Origin of the sequence: Legionella clemsonensis (assembly GCF_002240035.1) — a bacterium.
GTDB lineage: Bacteria > Pseudomonadota > Gammaproteobacteria > Legionellales > Legionellaceae > Tatlockia > Tatlockia clemsonensis.
The window spans coordinates 2910313-2925755 of sequence record NZ_CP016397.1 but is presented as its reverse complement, the minus strand read 5'-3'; the positions used below and the strand labels follow the sequence as shown (position 1 = coordinate 2925755).

Genomic DNA, 15443 nt, shown 5'->3' with positions numbered 1-15443 from the left:
GCTAACCCATAAACGTCAAGCTGACTTGGAAAAGTGATTCAATTTGTCGCACATACCGTCTTTTGAGTAACAACAGTATCACATGGTCACCTGATTCCAGTACAAGTTGTGCGTGTGGCATAATTAATTTTTCTTCTCGCATCACTGCGGCAATAAAACTTCCTGGAGGAAGTCCAATTTCCGCAAGAGTACGCCCTACAACTTGAGAGGTTAGGCGATCACCATGGGTTATCAATTCAATGGCTTCTGCCTCATCGTTTTGTAAGCGATAGACTTTTACCATATTGCCACGTCGCAATTTCGTTAAAATGCTGCCAATAGTGATCAATTGAGGAGAAATTGCATGATCAATATTACTGTCTTCAATTAATTCGACATACGCATTACGGTTGACTAGCGCAATAGCATGACGGGCCCCAAGGCGCTTAGCCTGCAGGCAGGACATAATATTCGCCTCATCATCGTTGGTAACGGCACAAAATACATCAGTGAACTCAATGTTCTCATTTAACAACAAATCTCTATCAGCAATATCTCCCTGCAGAACAGTTCCCTTATGCAGTTGGGAGGCTAGTTCACTGGCACGGGATAAATTACGATCAATCACTTTGATGCGGTAGTTATTTTCCAGGGTTTGCGCAAGTTTAGAACCAATGTGCCCACCTCCGGCAATCATAATGCGGCGATTAGGGTGAGTATAACGGCCCAAAGCGATTAAGACTTGTTGAATAGCGGGAGGTGAGGCGATAAAAAGTACATCATCTCCAATGCCAATCCGGCAATTTTCATCAGGCGCAATGGCATTTTTATCACGAAAAATAGCAACGACTCTGGCTTCAATGGGATGTAGATGCTCATAAAGTTGTTGAATGGTTTTGCCTACCATAAGACCACCGGGTTGTGGTTTGATGGTTGCCAATAGAGCCTGGCCTTCAGCAAATTCAAGAATTTGAGTGACACCGGGATAAATAATTAAATTTTCAATATGCTCTGTAACAAGTTTTTCTGGACTAATGCAAACATCAACGGGAACATGATCATTACAAAATAGCTGTGGGTAATCGTAATAATCGCGAGAACGGATACGCGCTATTTTGGTGGGTGTCCGAAATAGGCTGTAAGCAATCTGGCAGCCCATCATATTAATTTCATCGCTATTAGTTACCGCGATCAACATGTCTGCCTGTTCAATACCTGCTTCAATCAAAATCTTAGGATGAGCTGCAGAACCGTGTACCGTACGAATATCAAGCCGATGTTGAAGCTCGCGCAAGCGCTCTTCATTCAAGTCTACCAAGGTGATGTCATTGTCTTCGCGAGCAAGATTTCGTGCGAGAGTACCACCCACTTGCCCTGCACCAAGAATTACTATTCTCATGCCATCAATACCCCTTCATAGACAAAACTGGCAGGGCCTCTCAAGTAGATGGATTGATGGATGTCTGGCCATTCAACAATTAACTCTCCTCCAGGAAGAGCAACTTCAATGGTGGAAGCCAAATTATAGTAAAGTCGGCCAACAGCTGCAGCTGCAACAGCACCGCTACCACAGGCTCGTGTTTCCCCACATCCTCGCTCATAAACGCGCAAACGCAGTTGATGATGATTAACAATTTGCATAAATCCTGCATTCGTTTGTTGGGGGAACAAGACATGCTCACTAATTTCCTTGCCAAGCGTTATCACATTCACGCTATCAAGATTTTCGACCACACTTACCGCATGAGGATTGCCCACACTAAGAGCATGTATCGCATGAAAAGAGCCATCTTTTAAAGGTAATTGATAACTTGCAGAATAATTTGTCGCATTGAATGGAATTTTTTGCGGAGTAAGCTCAGGAACTCCCATGTCTACGGTAACGGATTCATCTTCATTAATTTGTAGCTGCATTTTGGTCGTACAAGTGGCTACCGATATAAGTTTTTTAGCGGTTAATTTATAATGAGCGAGAAAGCGTGCAAGACAACGCGCCCCATTTCCGCATTGCCCTACCTCTTGCCCGTTGGCATTAAAAATGCGATAAAAAAAGTCTGCCAGCTCGTCTTTAGCAGGCTCAACAATCAAACATTGATCAAACCCAATCCCTGTATCGCGTCGGGCAAGTTCTGCAATGGTTGCTGGCGGCAAATTGACGGATTGACGGATGGCATCAATAACAATGAAATCATTGCCTAAGCCATGCATTTTGGTAAATCGGATGGTCATTTTCCAACTCACTTTGTCATCGTATTTGGCTTTTGTGGTGATTTAGACGCCGGTAAATAAAGCGGTCCTTTTTGTCCACATGCTGATAAAATCAATACAGTAATACAAATTAATACGAATGCACGCATTTCTAATTATCGTGTATAAAAAATCAAGTATAAGAAATTCAATGGAAAACCGCTATCAAAGTTTTGGAGAAGTTAAATTGGTTTCGGCTTCTACTACAAAGTCTGCAAATTTTTCCCGAACAAAATTAACGCTTTTAAGCGTAGCACTTGTAAACCGTTCATGAGAGCGAGGATTAATGCAAATAGTTTCCGCTCGTAGTAAGGTATTTTCTTCCCAAGTCAAAGAAAATACAAGTGCAGTCGGAATATCCTCATTATCGTTATAGGTAGGCTCAACATGGATATTAATCGCTGCAACTTTATCATCGATCAGCTTTTTGGCAATAAAATGTTCAACCATATCCAGTACATTATAATTTGAAGCGGCTGTTGCGGCGATAAGGTTTTTGATGTTTTGCTCACCACCAAAATAATGAGCAATAAGATGAGACCAGTGATACTTACTATGACTTTCAATAACAACAGTCGGGTTATAGGCTGCAAAAACCTGTTGACAACTTGTGCCTGTAAGTTGATTTTGGCCTATACGGCGGGTTGGTTCTCGTTGCTCAATTTTTTCTAAAGTAGCCACAAAGCCAACAGGCTCTGTATGACGAAATAATCGTAATCTGGGAATTTTTTTAGTCACTTCATGCACGGTACGGGTCAATTCTACTTTTTTGGGAGATGGAGTGATGGGCTTAAAAAATGTAAGTTCTCTTTCTCCTGATTTATGGTGCCACAGTTGACGTGCTTTCCTGCCTCCGGGAGTGCGACAGACAGTTTTATAAGGTTTCTCAGGTGTTGCTGGTTCTAATTGGGCTAATCTCACACCATGTTGCACCAAAGTTGTGTGCAAATCTCGATTTTCAGAATTTTCATCCAAAATTAAACAGTTCGTCTCAGTATCAACCTCTTTGTATTTGCGCCGTTTTGCTTGGGGTTGGACTTTATTACTATGGCGGAACTCTTTTGCTTTTCGCATTGGGCGTGGTGTTTTACTCCGGATGATCAATGAGGGGTCAATCTCGGACAAATGGTGAGTAAGAAAAGAGACAGTTAAACGAGGTGTATTCTGTCGAGTGAAACGGCGTAACAACTCCAGCCATTGTCCTGAAGTCAAAGAAGACTCTTTGATTTGGGGCATATTTTTTTGGACGCGTCTCATAAAGCTGATTTTTGCCTCAGCCTGAGCCTCTTGTTGCATATTATTAAATAATTCAAGTGAGGATCCTGCTGTCAAATGGGTATGGATAGTTTCCACGCTGATTTGCGAATGTAAAGCCAAGCCACGAACTAGATAGTTTTTACTCTCCTCATCGCTCTGCGTATACCAATAAGTGATATTCTGCCAATTGACTTCATTAATTTGATAGTCTGCTGGCTGTTTGAATAACGCGGCAAGGAATGCGTGAATTTTTAAAAACATAAATATAAAAAATTAGTACCCCGATCTTTTTGATTATAACATAGTCAGTTTGAGTGAAAAAGGTTATTCATTGTAATTTTCAGGGCAATGCTAATTTCACACCCATTGTCTTGCATAAAACTACCGCGACCTCGTCGCTTGAAGGAGCTTTTCATTCAAGAGCAGGATTTTTCTGCTTACAATCCTTCGTCTTTTGCTCAGTATGAGATCTTATTGTATTTTATGAACTCTCATTCAACCGCCCAACAGATCTATTGAATATTAAACTGACTAATGAATTACCATTATAAAGGATTTTAGCCTTGCTATAGTTCAATGCTTTAGTAATAATTTAGGTTTTTTCTGCTGGAGATAAGGTGTTAAAGAGTTATATCAAAGAACCAAAGCAGCAGGCTGTGGCTTGCATAATTTGGATGCATGGTCTGGGTGCGGATGCTTCTGATATGGCAGGACTGGCTGATCAGTTAATGTTAAACAATACGCCTATTCGTCATGTTTTTCTTGACGCTCCGGTGCGGCCAGTAACCATTAATAGTGGCATGGCCATGCGTGCCTGGTATGATATTTTTGAGCTTAGGTTTACTACAAGGGAAGATAAAGAAGGAATTTTAAATTCAGAAGAAGAAATTCTTCAAGTTATTCATGCACAGACCGAGCAGGGAATGCCTTCAGACAAAATATTTTTGGCAGGTTTTTCTCAAGGTGGTGCAATGGCGCTGCATACAGCGCTACACCTTACTTATCCTTTAGGAGGAGTAATTGCCTTGTCAGCTTATCTACCTCTGGCTTCAGAATGTAGGCCTTCTCTTGCAAAAGGTACGCCTATATTCCTTGGGTTTGGGACGTATGACACGATTGTTTTACCTGCCTGGAGCAAAATGACTATTGACTGGCTTTTGGCACAGGGGTATCAAAACTTGAGCTGGCATACTTATGCAATGGAGCATTCCATTTGCATGGAGGAAATTAAGGAACTTTCAACATGGCTTTCCAATTTGATGAAGGGGAACTTGGCATGACCATAGTAAAAAAGATGCGAGTCGTTCCTTTCACCTGCGAACAAATGTATGGTCTAGTAAATAAAGTAGAGGAATATGCCGAATTTTTACCCTATTGCTCACAAAGTATGGTGCATCATCGCGATGAGGATGAAGTTCAGGCAACCTTAGTCATTGTTGCTGCTGGAATGAGTAAATCCTTTACCACGCGTAATCGTTTGCAAGCCAATAAAATGATAGAAATTCGTTTAATTGATGGTCCATTTAAGCACCTTGAGGGGTTTTGGCGATTTGATGAAGTGCCCGAGGGTTGCAAAATTTCCTTTGATTTAGAGTTTGAATTTGCTGGTTGGATGTTTTCTGTGGTATTGGGGCCCGTATTTGAACAGGTCACGGAAAAGATGGTAGATGCTTTTTGTGAGCGTGCCGAGGCTCTCTATGGTCAAGGTTGAGATAATTTATATTCCTGAAGAAGGTTCAACTATTCATCTGGAATTGAATCTTCAGCCAGGATCTACTATTGGCGATGCATTGCAGGAGTCGAATTTACTCACTGCTCATCCTGAAATAAAAAATTTCCCAGTGGGAATTTTTGCCCAACAGAAAACGCTGGACACCGTATTAAAACCGGGTGATCGCATAGAAATTTATCGGCCTCTTTCTTTTGATCCCAAAGAGAAACGAAGATTGCGGGCTAAGACAAAAGAAAAGTAGTTTTGCGAAATCGTAAAGCGCAGTACGTAGGCAGTCTATAAACTATCGTACTCAACAATCAATTACTCATTCGTTTTGTGACCATCTCTCAGGGCTTGTCCGCGGGATCCAGAAATCTCTTCACATCGCTGAATTCTGTAGACAAGCCACAGGGTGTCAACAATTAAATTATTCGGCGTGCAAGGAAATATTATTTGCTCCGAAATGAAATAATCCAACACCAACCGGGTTAAGGCTTATGTTCAATTTTAACAAGTCGGTTATGAGAAAAATACAAGCTTAAGTACCGCACAGTTAAAGGGCCTGCTCCTCTACGCCAGGTATAAGCATAATCCCAACGCTCGTTATTAAACGTAGGACTTAATAAACTCGTACCCATTAAAATAGCGACGTCATTTTTACTCATGCCTAACTTTAGACGTTCAATCTTGGATTGAGGTAACAAATTACCTTGTTGCACAATACGTCTTGCATAATCATAAGAAATACAATTGGTTAAACTAAAAGATAACATTATAGTTATGACCGTGATGAGAACAATTTTAATTCGCATTTTTTTTGCCTGTTTCGAAAAATTTGGCCATAATACCATGTCAGTCATAGAATTCACACTTGAGACAGGGTAAACGCAGCTAATAGCGCAAACTAAAGGCAAAATGCTCTCATTCCGCGCTTTATACGCGAATGTCATAGATAGTGATACGAGATTATAGGAATGCTGCACCTAAAGCTCAGCAAGTAGGCGAAAGAGAGGTTTTTGTGCTCAAAATTAGCTGCATTTATCTGGTCCTGGAAAAGGTGAATAGTCATTGAGGAATATTGTGTGGAAGAGAGTCAACAGCTAAAAGAGGCTGGATTAAAAATTACAATGCCCCGCTTGAAAGTTTTACAAATTTTAGAGCAGTCCCGTGATCATCATTTAAGTGCTGAAGGTGTATATAAAGCATTATTAGAAATGGGGGAAGATGTGGGATTAGCAACAGTGTACCGCGTTTTAACACAATTTGAAGCAGCGGGCCTTGTGAATCGCCATAATTTTGAAGGTGGACATTCTGTATTCGAGCTTAGTCAAGGCGAACATCATGATCACCTGGTTTGTATTAAATGCGGAAAGGTTGAAGAATTTATTGACGAAATTATTGAACAGCGTCAGCAAATGATTGCAACACAAGCAAATTTCAAAATGACTGACCATGCGTTAAATATTTATGGTTTTTGTCCGGAATGTCAAAATCCCTCTTAAGTTACTCTTAATTTTGAGATGGTATAGTGGTCGATAAATTTTATAAGAAACGAATCTTAAATGATTGGATGATCGTTTCCGGTGAGTGCTCATTACGCAATGTTACATTAAATACCCATGTAAATTTTGTGAGTACTTCACTATAATCAAGTTATCCCTCCCTAACATGGATGTTATTTTTATGTATGAAGATTTAATTGCTCCTTATCGGGCTTCTGGGCTCCCTATGTTGCAGTTAGGTGGCATCTTAGTGGATGAGCATTTACTCCCCGATGCGCCCGTTAATTTAGTGCTCAAATCACTGAACCGCCATGGTTTAATTGCAGGTGCCACGGGTAGTGGTAAAACCAAAACCATGCAAGTTTTGAGTGAGCAGTTGTCTTTAGCGGGTGTGCCTAGTCTGGTTATGGATATTAAAGGGGATGTTTCAGGATTAGCTGTACCTGGTGAAGCCACTGATACGCTGATCGCGCGCAGTCAATCACTCAATCTGACTTATACACCGCGCGCCTTCCCAGTGGAAATGCTCACTTTAAGTGATTCACATGAGGGAGTTCCCTTACGTTCTACCGTCACAGAGTTTGGTCCACTTCTTTTTTCACGAATGTTGGACTTAAATGAAACACAAGAGGGTGTTATTACTATTCTTTTTGAATATGCAAAAAGCAAAAATTTACCCTTAATTGATTTGGCTGACATGAAGTCTCTATTGCAGTTTGTGCAAACTGATGCGGGTAAAGAAGAGATAGAAGGCCAGTTTGGTGGGGTGGCAAGCGCTTCAGTAGGTACTATTGTACGTAAAATTATTGAACTTGAAGCCCAAGGAGGTAGTCAATTTTTTGGTGAACCTTCGTTTAATGTATTGGATCTGGTGCGCACCAACTCAGAGGGTATGGGAATAATTTCTATACTACGTCTAAGTGACATGCAAGATAAGCCCAAGCTATTCTCCACATTCATGCTTAAATTACTATCGGATGTTTATCGTTTGATGCCGGAATTAGGAGACCCACCCAAACCAAAACTAGTGTTATTCATTGACGAAGCGCACTTAATCTTTAGTAATGCCAGCAAAGCCTTGCTCAATTTATTGAATACGATGGTTAAATTAATTCGTTCAAAGGGTATTGGTTTAATTTTTTGCACACAAACACCCAATGATGTGCCGGATTCAGTGTTAAGTCAGCTAGGCTTAAAAATTCAACATGCTTTGCGTGCATTTACCGCAAAAGATCGCAAAGCAATGAAACTGGTAGCACAAAATTTTCCTCCATCTAAATACTACCAAACAGAACAGATATTAACTTCTCTGGCAATAGGAGAAGCTTTGGTAAGTGCCTTAGATGCAGAGGGTCAACCAACGCCATTGATTGAGTGTCTGGTGCGAGCACCAGAGTCGCGTATGGGAGTGCTTAATGAACAAGAGTTAAATCAGGCCATTACAACCTCGACCTTGCTGCCAAAATACGAACAACGGCAAGAACCACATTCAGCAAAGGAAATTTTAGCCACCAGGACTGCTATCAGTAATCAGCAAGTATCACCTGCCCAGGCAAAAACTAAAAAGACAAAAGAAGAGCCTTCAGTGGTTGAACAAATTACTAAAAACACATTATTTCGTCAAATAATAAGACAAATTATGCGTGATCTGATGCGTGCGGTTATGTCTGCTCTAGGTGTTAAGCGAAAACGTTAAGCTACAGGAATTTTCGCTTATTTCCACCGATAGCGGCAATGGCTTGTTGCGAGATGCCTTTTGTAAACGCATGAAGCCTTCCTGGCGCTCTCGAAGCACATCCATGTGCTTCGAAGGTTATAAAAGGCATCTGGCAACAAGCTACTGCCGATACTGAATTTTAAGGAGGGACTGGTTAACTATTTGTAGGCAGATAGCACATTGTATGGAGTAGCCAGTAAGGGTCTAAGCGTTAAAACTAATGCTTCAGCCACTTGCATTAGAGAGTGATCATTGCCCATTAGAGCTTGGTTGTTTTCAACCTCCAAACCTACATACATCGCTCCATCAAATTGTTTGCGGAGAAAGCTTGTGAAGCCATCGGTAATTCCGAGATAGGGGTAATTAAGGCGCACACGGAACTGATCTGTCTCGGCTTTAAGGATTGATTGCCATGCTCGTGCCAACATTCTTTCTTTGATTCGTTTAGGGTCATAAAGAAAACCAATGTCGGCATTACGCGGCAAATCATTCATAACGGGTGTAAAGCTATGAATAGAAAAATGCCACACCTCATAACCTAAGGCAATATAATTGCTAATGATGCTAATTACATGTTCGCGAAAAGGTAGATAGTATTCTTCAATGATGGCTTGCTTTTCTGCTTTAGGTAATCCCGCGGTTATCTCTGAAAAACAGGCTGGATTAGTTAAGCGACGATTGCAGTCGATAAGCAATCGGGTCGCTTTGGCTTGTACCAAATCACAATCAAATGCCTTGCTTAAGTGTCTGGCAATCGCAAGGGCACCAAAATCTATTCCACGATGCGTATTCAACAACGCTTCATGATCAATAAAATATTTTTGATAAGCTGCAGGAACGGTATTCACCGCATGTTCACAACTTAACACAAGGATACGCGTGTTCATGTTGGATTAAATAATTGATTAGTCATTAAGCAGTGGGAAAGCTGCCTGTAAATACGTGTAAGGGTTGACTGATTAATTTCGTTGCCACAGGCATTTAGCAAGCGGTCACTTAGATTGCCCTGGCTTAAAATAAATTCCAGCGTTTTCTGAGTAGAATTATCAAGTGTAGAGCTTACTTTTTCAATCAAATTAGACCAAATAGTACGGGTAATCATGGTACGTTGAGGCAATTGCCATTGTTTGGTTAACTCTGCATCATCTATCCATACAGTCAAACCATTCTTAATGGTTTTATCGTAAACAGCTCGCAAGCGCTGGGTTTCGCAGGGTCTGTCTAAATAATACGATGAAGTCATTTGCCAATGTTTTAAAATCGCATGAATCGCTAAGGCAATTGCTATATCTGCTTGTACACATTCCTGGGAGTCGAGAATGCGAATTTCAATGGCTTTGGATCCAAATTTTGGAATAGCCGCTCTGGAATTAAGCCATTCATGTTGCAAAATTCCCTGCGGATCATAAGGACTAATCGCTTGATACATGGGTGCCAGTACTTGTTCACGATACTGTCGTTCGCTTTCAATAAACTCAGGAATAATATCGCCACTGATACATGGAATAGCTTGTTGATTTTTTCCATAAAAGTATAAGCGTGAATCGTTTAAGCCGGTTTTTTTGCCCTCTAAAAAAGGAGTGCTCGCAGCCAAGGCAGGCAATAAAGGAAGCAATAAACGAATTGCATTGTGTAATTGCCTAAATTCTCCATCATTGGCAAAGGGCAAATTAACGTGCATGCTTTGCAGATTGGCCCAGCCATGCCCCTGACAATTAAAAATAGCATCAAATTGATGATAGATGTCCCTGTTACCATGGGGCCATCGCTTGGTTTCTCGTAAGGGATTCATCCAGGGATGAGCACCTGTTGGCAATAATTGTAAATTTCTTGCAGCAAGGTGGGGTTGCAAGTGGTCAATGGCTCGTTGGAATTGTTGAACAATAGAAGCATCAGGTGGTTTAGGTCCATTATTTTTTAGTTCCAGCACATGAAGTACCAGTTCATTGCTAATGGCAATGTCTCCTAATGCCACCTCGTTGACTAATTCTCCTGCCAATTCTTCAAGAATAAGATCACTTTGAGGTTGGATATTTAAGCACTGAGAGTCAACGAGCATATATTCAATTTCAATGCCTAATACTGAAAATATTGCATAATCAGACATAGCCATGTTTCCTGCGGATGCGTTGCAAGAAAACACTCATAACAAGTTCATAAAGTGAATCCCCTAAAATTTTATCTTCAATGCCAAAATCAATATTTGGATTGTCGTTGACCTCGATAACATAATGTTTATCACCCTGGCTTTTAATATCCACACCGTATAAGCCATCACCAATTAAGCGCGTGCATTTTAAAGCAGTTTTAATGATGGCTTCCGGCACTTCATGTAAGGGAATAGTCTCTGTATCGCCTTCCCGTTTTCCCTTAATAGCGTCCCAGTTATAAATTTGCCAGTGATTTTTTGCCATATAATAGCGACAGGCAAAAATTGGTTTATTATCCAGGATACCAATGCGCCAGTCATATTCTGTGGGAATAAATGGTTGCACTAATACTAAATCGGAGATTTTAAAAAATTGAGTGAGTGATTTTTGTAACGCCTTACTGTTATCAAGTTTAATGACGCCGTGCGAAAAGGCACTGTCAGGTCTTTTTAACACGCAAGGAAATTCAACGTTTGGAATTTCTTTATCATATTTGCTAATAAAAATAGTTTCTGGCGTTAAAATTTGATGACTTCGCATTAGCTCAGCCAGATAAACTTTGTTGCTACATTTTATAATGGACTGGGGATCATCAATAACCACCAAATTCTCTTGGGCTGCTCGTCTTGCCATTCTATAAGTGTAATGATTAACTGAAGTAGTCGCTCGAATAAAAAGAGCATCATATTCAGCAAGCGATTTGGTGTCGCTTTTTTCAATAAAATCAACATTTAATCCCATCGCTTCTCCAGTAGTTGCAAACGTATCCAGGGCTTTTTTGTTGGAAGGTGCGTTGGGCTCAGCAGGATCAATTAAAATAGCTAGATCATGATAGCGTTGTTTTTTGCGCCATTGGTGAAAGCGCTTTTTAGATAAATAATTTTTTGCCGCCTCCTGCATAAATGCTTTATGGTGTTCGGGAACATCAGCTAATGCTAGAACCTGAAGTGTTTTAATTCGCCATTGCTTCTTTTTTTCCAGCGTGAAACGCATTAGTGGCAAGGGAAATAAACCATGCAATTTTTTAGCAAGATTGGCATGACATTTTGCCATGTTTTGTCCAAAATATAAGCTTAAAACAAATTCCTCTCCTTTAATGTCATGTAAACTGTGTTGAATTTCTTCATCGACATCCTGAGAAATAAACTTGGATAACTCCGCATTAAGAGCATCTTGAATGCTGTGCACAGAAGGAATGGCTTTATGGTCACGGGCATGAGCGAGCAAAGACACGTAATAGCCGATGGTCTGATGATTATAAGATTGACAAAGATTAAGCACACGAATGGATTTACTCTGGTAATAGTTTTCACTGGACAAATAATCTGAAGCTTTGACAATAGCAGCAAGGGAGTCTAGAAATTTCCACCCCGAAGGATCATCCGTTACGATTAATGTTTCCATTTAATCACTCTTTGGTTGAATTATTATTAAATTAGCATCATAGGTCAGAACACCTACCATGATAGCGTTAATTAAACGATTACTACTTACTTTATAATAATTGTCTTGGGAAATAGGATTTTCCCGGTGCGGATCAGCGACAACGACAAGTCGTTTTTTGTCATCATAACCGCATAAAACAACAAAATGTCCACAAGGCTCACCACGAATATCATCGTAAATTGCTTCACCCTTTATATAACGCTCACGGGAACTACGGTAGAGGTAAGTAGCACTTAAACCTGTGAGAATAGGAATTTTTTGCGAAAAATAATCTTTCAACAACTGGACACTCAGAGTGCGAAAACGCACCTCACCACCAAGTGCAAGATAATCAAGATAAGCTTGACTTGCCTGTAAAATTGCTTTTGTTTTTTTATATTTCATTTGTGCATTTAGCTTAATTTTCAATAGATCCTGGCAGGCCTTTCCTTGTTCGAAATCAAACCATGTGGGGTCAAAAAGATTGAGATTATTGATATAAATTGTCACTTGGAATCCATGTAGAAGTGCATGTTTACCTAACATAGGAGCTAAGGTACCTCCTGAAAGAGAGCGCTCCACATTTTTAATGACTTCTGACAAATCAAGACTTAGACCATAGTAACGATAAATTGCATGTAGGCTGGTGGGGCCGCATGTTTCATCATCAGGTTGTGTATGTATCGTCAGATCAATCATTCTTGGCCAAGTTCAACAAACTATTAATCCCTTTATGGGTTAACGTTAGACTTCGGATAGTCATTTGTCAATTACCCTTTTATGAAGGAAAAAATAAAAATTTTTTAGTTTCAGTGGCTTATTTTTATGAAGGGAATATCAAAGAGTCGCTCTATAAAGCTTAAAAGTGGAATTAAAAAACCAAAGGCAAAAATAATAATAATTACCGGATAATATCTGGCACTTATTGGAGCAGGATGGGAGCGTGTAAAATGTATTTGTGGGCGAGACAAGAGATAGATGAGGAGGAGTAAACCGTAAAAATAGAACGAATAAATTAAAAATTTATTTAATAACTCCGTCATTTTTTTACTGGAAAGATAATCAATAGGAAAATTAAGTAAAAATAGACTTAAGAGCCATAAAATTTTTGGCTTGAGACTATTGCCGTACAAAAAAATAGCTTCCCAGGTTAAAGCCAGTGGAAAAATAAGCAAAGAAAAATAGTAGAGCCAACCAAATGGACTTAATAATAACATCATCGCCAAAGTTAATGCGAAGAATTGTTTGTCGCTTGAGGGTGTTAGCAGGTTACTGGCTTTTTTTAAATACCATAAAAAAAAGACAATAAATAAAATCCCGTAAAAAATACTTACATATAAACGACTTTGCGTTTTATCGTGAACGTCAACAAAAATACGGAAAAGATAGCCATAAACAGAAGCATTCCAATTATCACCATACCATTGAACTTGAGGCATCATTGCCAGATAATCTTTATAAATCTGTGTACCGTACACCATAAGAGGAAGAAGAGACAAGAGCAAAGCCACACTCAGCATTATCGCAAAGGCCTGGTAGCGTTTTTGCAAGCAAACGTAGAAAAATAATAAGGCAGGGAAGAATTTAAGAGCAATAACAAATCCCCATAGTGCCCCTGCCAAATAATCCTTTTTTTTAGAATAAAAGTGATAACCAAGAATAATACAAAATACTAACAGAGCACCAAGTTGCGTAATCGCTCTATCCATTAAAATGCCAAAAAAAGCCAGGTAAAGGAGATAAAGATTGGGCCAATTTTGTTGATAAAAGTGGACAGAAAAAGCATGTTTGAAGACAAGTCGAGCAGCAATCAGTGATAATATCAGAGAGATGATCCACCAAATAGCAAGGGCTGAATGATAATTCAGCTTGGCCAGAGGACTAAATAACATCAATACAAAGGGAGGATTTAAATTGCAGGCAAGTTTTTTTACTACGGGTAGATAGTGGGCTACCAAGGTTTGATAAGGATTATTCCCTGTGATTAACATTTGGGCGGAGGAATAAAAGGAGGCAAAATCTATTCCTTGTTGGAACGTGAGAATAAAATAAAAAAGCACGCCATAGCTAGCTAGGAGAAATAAAAATGCCGCGCGCTGCCAAGAGGCTAAATTCATTGGGTAGCTTGATTGTCACCAGAATTTCATTGTATTGATAATTCAATAAAAATTGCAAATCCAATGCATCATAAATGAAAGAGGTTGCGCTAATTCCCGACTAAACAATTTTTACTGATAATTCAAGAATAAAATTGGCAACTTCTTCAGGACTGTCTGGATAATTAATAAAGGCTTTAATTTCTATGGGTTGATTAACCCGTTGCTGTGTCGCTTTAGATTCGTCAATCATTGCTTTGACAGTATCACCTTGAGAGCAAACAAAGTAAACATCAGTTTCAGGTCGACGTAAAAATTGGGCTTGAAAAGATTTAAAAACAACAGAAGCTTTAACCTTTGCCTGATTGGCATGGTAGAAACTGTGCATCCCTCCTGCCAAATCAGCACCAACGGCTAGCGCTCCAAAATACATCGAATTCAAATGGTTTTTACTGCGGCGAGTTAAGGGTAATTTAACAACAATTTCCTGCGCATTCAGTTTAATGAGCTTAGGCTTAAGATGACCAATTAAAGGAACTTTAAAGCGTCCAAATGTCAGAAGAAAAAGCTTAAACCGGGTAAGAGTTTTCATGAGGCTTCCTTGTCGATTTGCAGTTTTGAAATAATCTTCTTAACACCACGTACGGCTGCCACCCTTTTTATAATAGCGCTAATAGCTTTTTCTTGTTGCAGGCGCCCTGATAATGTGACTGTACCATTGGTCGTGCTTGCATTAATTCCGACCAAAGGGATGGACTCATCATCAAATACTTTTGCCTTCAAAACTGCCGCTTCAACTTTGGCTGTAATATAAGCATCAGTAAAAGCAGTATTTACTTGTTTAATCACCAACTCATCAGAGTCTACTTCTTTAACTCCCTTTGTCATTTTTGCCAGTCGCAGGGCATCAACAAAGGCTTGGCGATTTTTAACATGGCCGCGTAAAGTTACAACACCATCTTCAGTAGACACATAAATTTTCAAGGGATTTAAATTACGATTTTTGGTAAATTTGGCAGTAATTTTTGTGGTAATAACCGAGTCACTAAGTTCTTGCTCAAACTCTTTTAAATTATTCTCAGCGTGTGCAATGGCAACCCCAATAACAAGTACAAGGCTCACCACCAATTTCAGTATTGCTTGCATGCCAGGTTCCGTTAAAAAATTATGAGAAGAGTATACCATTTTAATCCCGTCTACCAAGGACTTTTGGGAGGAATTTACAAAATTTTAAGGTTCTATAAGCCTATAAAATTTGGGAAAAATGTCCTATTGAACAATTCAAGAAGCTATTCTTAATCAGTCAATAATAAGAGATAAAATATCAGAGTAGAGGCCTCTAATTCGAGAGCAAAA

The 15443-nt window shown here is 39.6% G+C and carries 16 protein-coding genes and 1 pseudogene; 5 read left to right on the top strand and 12 right to left on the bottom strand.

Annotated features, from left to right (window positions below; genetic code table 11):
• Position 1: 1 nt before the first annotated feature.
• The 4 genes from trkA to clem_RS12980 are packed head-to-tail and all read right to left on the bottom strand — an operon-like array spanning position 2 to position 3744.
• On the bottom strand, positions 2–1378 hold the full coding sequence (trkA, locus tag clem_RS12995; RefSeq protein WP_094091940.1) for a Trk system potassium transporter TrkA: 1377 nt from the start codon (positions 1376–1378) through the stop codon (positions 2–4).
• Positions 1375–2208 carry a diaminopimelate epimerase gene (gene dapF, locus clem_RS12990; RefSeq protein ID WP_094091939.1) on the bottom strand — a complete coding sequence of 278 codons (834 nt, stop codon included), beginning with the start codon at positions 2206–2208 and terminating at the stop codon, positions 1375–1377. The genes trkA and dapF overlap by 4 nt, the downstream gene beginning before the upstream one ends.
• A gap of 8 nt (positions 2209–2216) precedes the next feature.
• Positions 2217–2336: an LPS translocon maturation chaperone LptM gene (gene lptM, locus clem_RS12985; protein WP_094091938.1), complete on the bottom strand. Its 120-nt coding sequence runs from the start codon at positions 2334–2336 to the stop codon at positions 2217–2219.
• A 55-nt stretch (positions 2337–2391) separates the two neighbouring features.
• Complete coding sequence (locus clem_RS12980; RefSeq protein ID WP_094091937.1) at positions 2392–3744, bottom strand: DNA/RNA non-specific endonuclease; 1353 nt, start codon at positions 3742–3744, stop codon at positions 2392–2394.
• A 371-nt stretch (positions 3745–4115) separates the two neighbouring features.
• Here clem_RS12980 and clem_RS12975 point away from each other — a divergent pair, with 371 nt between their 5' ends.
• The 3 genes from clem_RS12975 to clem_RS12965 are packed head-to-tail and all read left to right on the top strand — an operon-like array spanning position 4116 to position 5456.
• Positions 4116–4763, top strand: coding sequence for an alpha/beta hydrolase (locus clem_RS12975; protein WP_198333278.1), 648 nt, complete (start codon positions 4116–4118; stop codon positions 4761–4763).
• Positions 4760–5194 carry a type II toxin-antitoxin system RatA family toxin gene (locus tag clem_RS12970; protein WP_094092361.1) on the top strand — a complete coding sequence of 145 codons (435 nt, stop codon included), beginning with the start codon at positions 4760–4762 and terminating at the stop codon, positions 5192–5194. The genes clem_RS12975 and clem_RS12970 overlap by 4 nt, the downstream gene beginning before the upstream one ends.
• Entirely contained in the window at positions 5181–5456 is a 276-nt protein-coding gene (locus clem_RS12965; protein ID WP_094091936.1) for an RnfH family protein, read from the top strand. The genes clem_RS12970 and clem_RS12965 overlap by 14 nt, the downstream gene beginning before the upstream one ends.
• 229 nt (positions 5457–5685) lie before the next feature.
• On the opposite strand, the pseudogene clem_RS12960 reads toward clem_RS12965, so the two are convergent.
• Positions 5686–6040, bottom strand: a pseudogene (locus clem_RS12960) (outer membrane protein assembly factor BamE).
• 239 nt (positions 6041–6279) lie between these two features.
• On the opposite strand from clem_RS12960, the gene fur reads away from it, so the two are divergent.
• Positions 6280–6699, top strand: coding sequence for a ferric iron uptake transcriptional regulator (gene fur, locus clem_RS12955; protein ID WP_094091935.1), 420 nt, complete (start codon positions 6280–6282; stop codon positions 6697–6699).
• Between the two features lie 181 nt (positions 6700–6880).
• A complete protein-coding gene (locus clem_RS12950) occupies positions 6881–8395 on the top strand; it encodes a helicase HerA-like domain-containing protein (protein ID WP_094091934.1) in 1515 nt (504 codons plus the stop codon).
• Positions 8396–8574: 179 nt separating this feature from the next.
• On the opposite strand, the gene clem_RS12945 is transcribed toward clem_RS12950, so the two are convergent.
• The 7 genes from clem_RS12945 to clem_RS12915 form a co-directional block, all read right to left on the bottom strand.
• Positions 8575–9303: an N-formylglutamate amidohydrolase gene (locus clem_RS12945; protein ID WP_094091933.1), complete on the bottom strand. Its 729-nt coding sequence runs from the start codon at positions 9301–9303 to the stop codon at positions 8575–8577.
• Entirely contained in the window at positions 9300–10523 is a 1224-nt protein-coding gene (locus tag clem_RS12940; RefSeq protein ID WP_198333132.1) for a glutamate-cysteine ligase family protein, read from the bottom strand. The genes clem_RS12945 and clem_RS12940 overlap by 4 nt, the downstream gene beginning before the upstream one ends.
• Positions 10516–11970 (bottom strand): RimK family protein, encoded by a 1455-nt coding sequence (locus clem_RS12935; protein WP_094091931.1) that lies wholly within the window; start codon positions 11968–11970, stop codon positions 10516–10518. The genes clem_RS12940 and clem_RS12935 overlap by 8 nt, the downstream gene beginning before the upstream one ends.
• Positions 11971–12690 (bottom strand): cysteine peptidase family C39 domain-containing protein, encoded by a 720-nt coding sequence (locus clem_RS12930; protein WP_094091930.1) that lies wholly within the window; start codon positions 12688–12690, stop codon positions 11971–11973. It abuts the gene before it with no gap.
• 110 nt (positions 12691–12800) lie between these two features.
• Positions 12801–14108, bottom strand: coding sequence for a glycosyltransferase family 87 protein (locus clem_RS12925; protein WP_094091929.1), 1308 nt, complete (start codon positions 14106–14108; stop codon positions 12801–12803).
• 100 nt (positions 14109–14208) lie between these two features.
• On the bottom strand, positions 14209–14679 hold the full coding sequence (locus clem_RS12920; protein ID WP_094091928.1) for a PaaI family thioesterase: 471 nt from the start codon (positions 14677–14679) through the stop codon (positions 14209–14211).
• Positions 14676–15233, bottom strand: a complete 558-nt coding sequence (locus tag clem_RS12915) for a BON domain-containing protein (protein WP_094092359.1) — start codon at positions 15231–15233, stop codon at positions 14676–14678. The genes clem_RS12920 and clem_RS12915 overlap by 4 nt, the downstream gene beginning before the upstream one ends.
• Positions 15234–15443 lie beyond the last annotated feature (210 nt).

Excerpts from the sequence above, each read along its gene's own strand:
- clem_RS12925 (WP_094091929.1), bottom strand. The coding sequence starts at position 14,108 with ATGAATTTAGCCTCTTGGCAGCGCGCGGCATTTTTATTTCTCCTAGCT.
- clem_RS12980 (WP_094091937.1), bottom strand. The coding sequence starts at position 3,744 with ATGTTTTTAAAAATTCACGCATTCCTTGCCGCGTTATTCAAACAGCCA.
- dapF (WP_094091939.1), bottom strand. The coding sequence starts at position 2,208 with ATGACCATCCGATTTACCAAAATGCATGGCTTAGGCAATGATTTCATT.
- clem_RS12920 (WP_094091928.1), bottom strand. The coding sequence starts at position 14,679 with ATGAAAACTCTTACCCGGTTTAAGCTTTTTCTTCTGACATTTGGACGC.
- clem_RS12965 (WP_094091936.1), top strand. The coding sequence starts at position 5,181 with ATGGTCAAGGTTGAGATAATTTATATTCCTGAAGAAGGTTCAACTATT.
- clem_RS12970 (WP_094092361.1), top strand. The coding sequence starts at position 4,760 with ATGACCATAGTAAAAAAGATGCGAGTCGTTCCTTTCACCTGCGAACAA.
- clem_RS12940 (WP_198333132.1), bottom strand. The coding sequence starts at position 10,523 with ATGTCTGATTATGCAATATTTTCAGTATTAGGCATTGAAATTGAATAT.
- clem_RS12935 (WP_094091931.1), bottom strand. The coding sequence starts at position 11,970 with ATGGAAACATTAATCGTAACGGATGATCCTTCGGGGTGGAAATTTCTA.
- lptM (WP_094091938.1), bottom strand. The coding sequence starts at position 2,336 with ATGCGTGCATTCGTATTAATTTGTATTACTGTATTGATTTTATCAGCA.
- clem_RS12950 (WP_094091934.1), top strand. The coding sequence starts at position 6,881 with ATGTATGAAGATTTAATTGCTCCTTATCGGGCTTCTGGGCTCCCTATG.
- trkA (WP_094091940.1), bottom strand. The coding sequence starts at position 1,378 with ATGAGAATAGTAATTCTTGGTGCAGGGCAAGTGGGTGGTACTCTCGCA.
- clem_RS12930 (WP_094091930.1), bottom strand. The coding sequence starts at position 12,690 with ATGATTGATCTGACGATACATACACAACCTGATGATGAAACATGCGGC.
- clem_RS12945 (WP_094091933.1), bottom strand. The coding sequence starts at position 9,303 with ATGAACACGCGTATCCTTGTGTTAAGTTGTGAACATGCGGTGAATACC.
- clem_RS12915 (WP_094092359.1), bottom strand. The coding sequence starts at position 15,233 with ATGCAAGCAATACTGAAATTGGTGGTGAGCCTTGTACTTGTTATTGGG.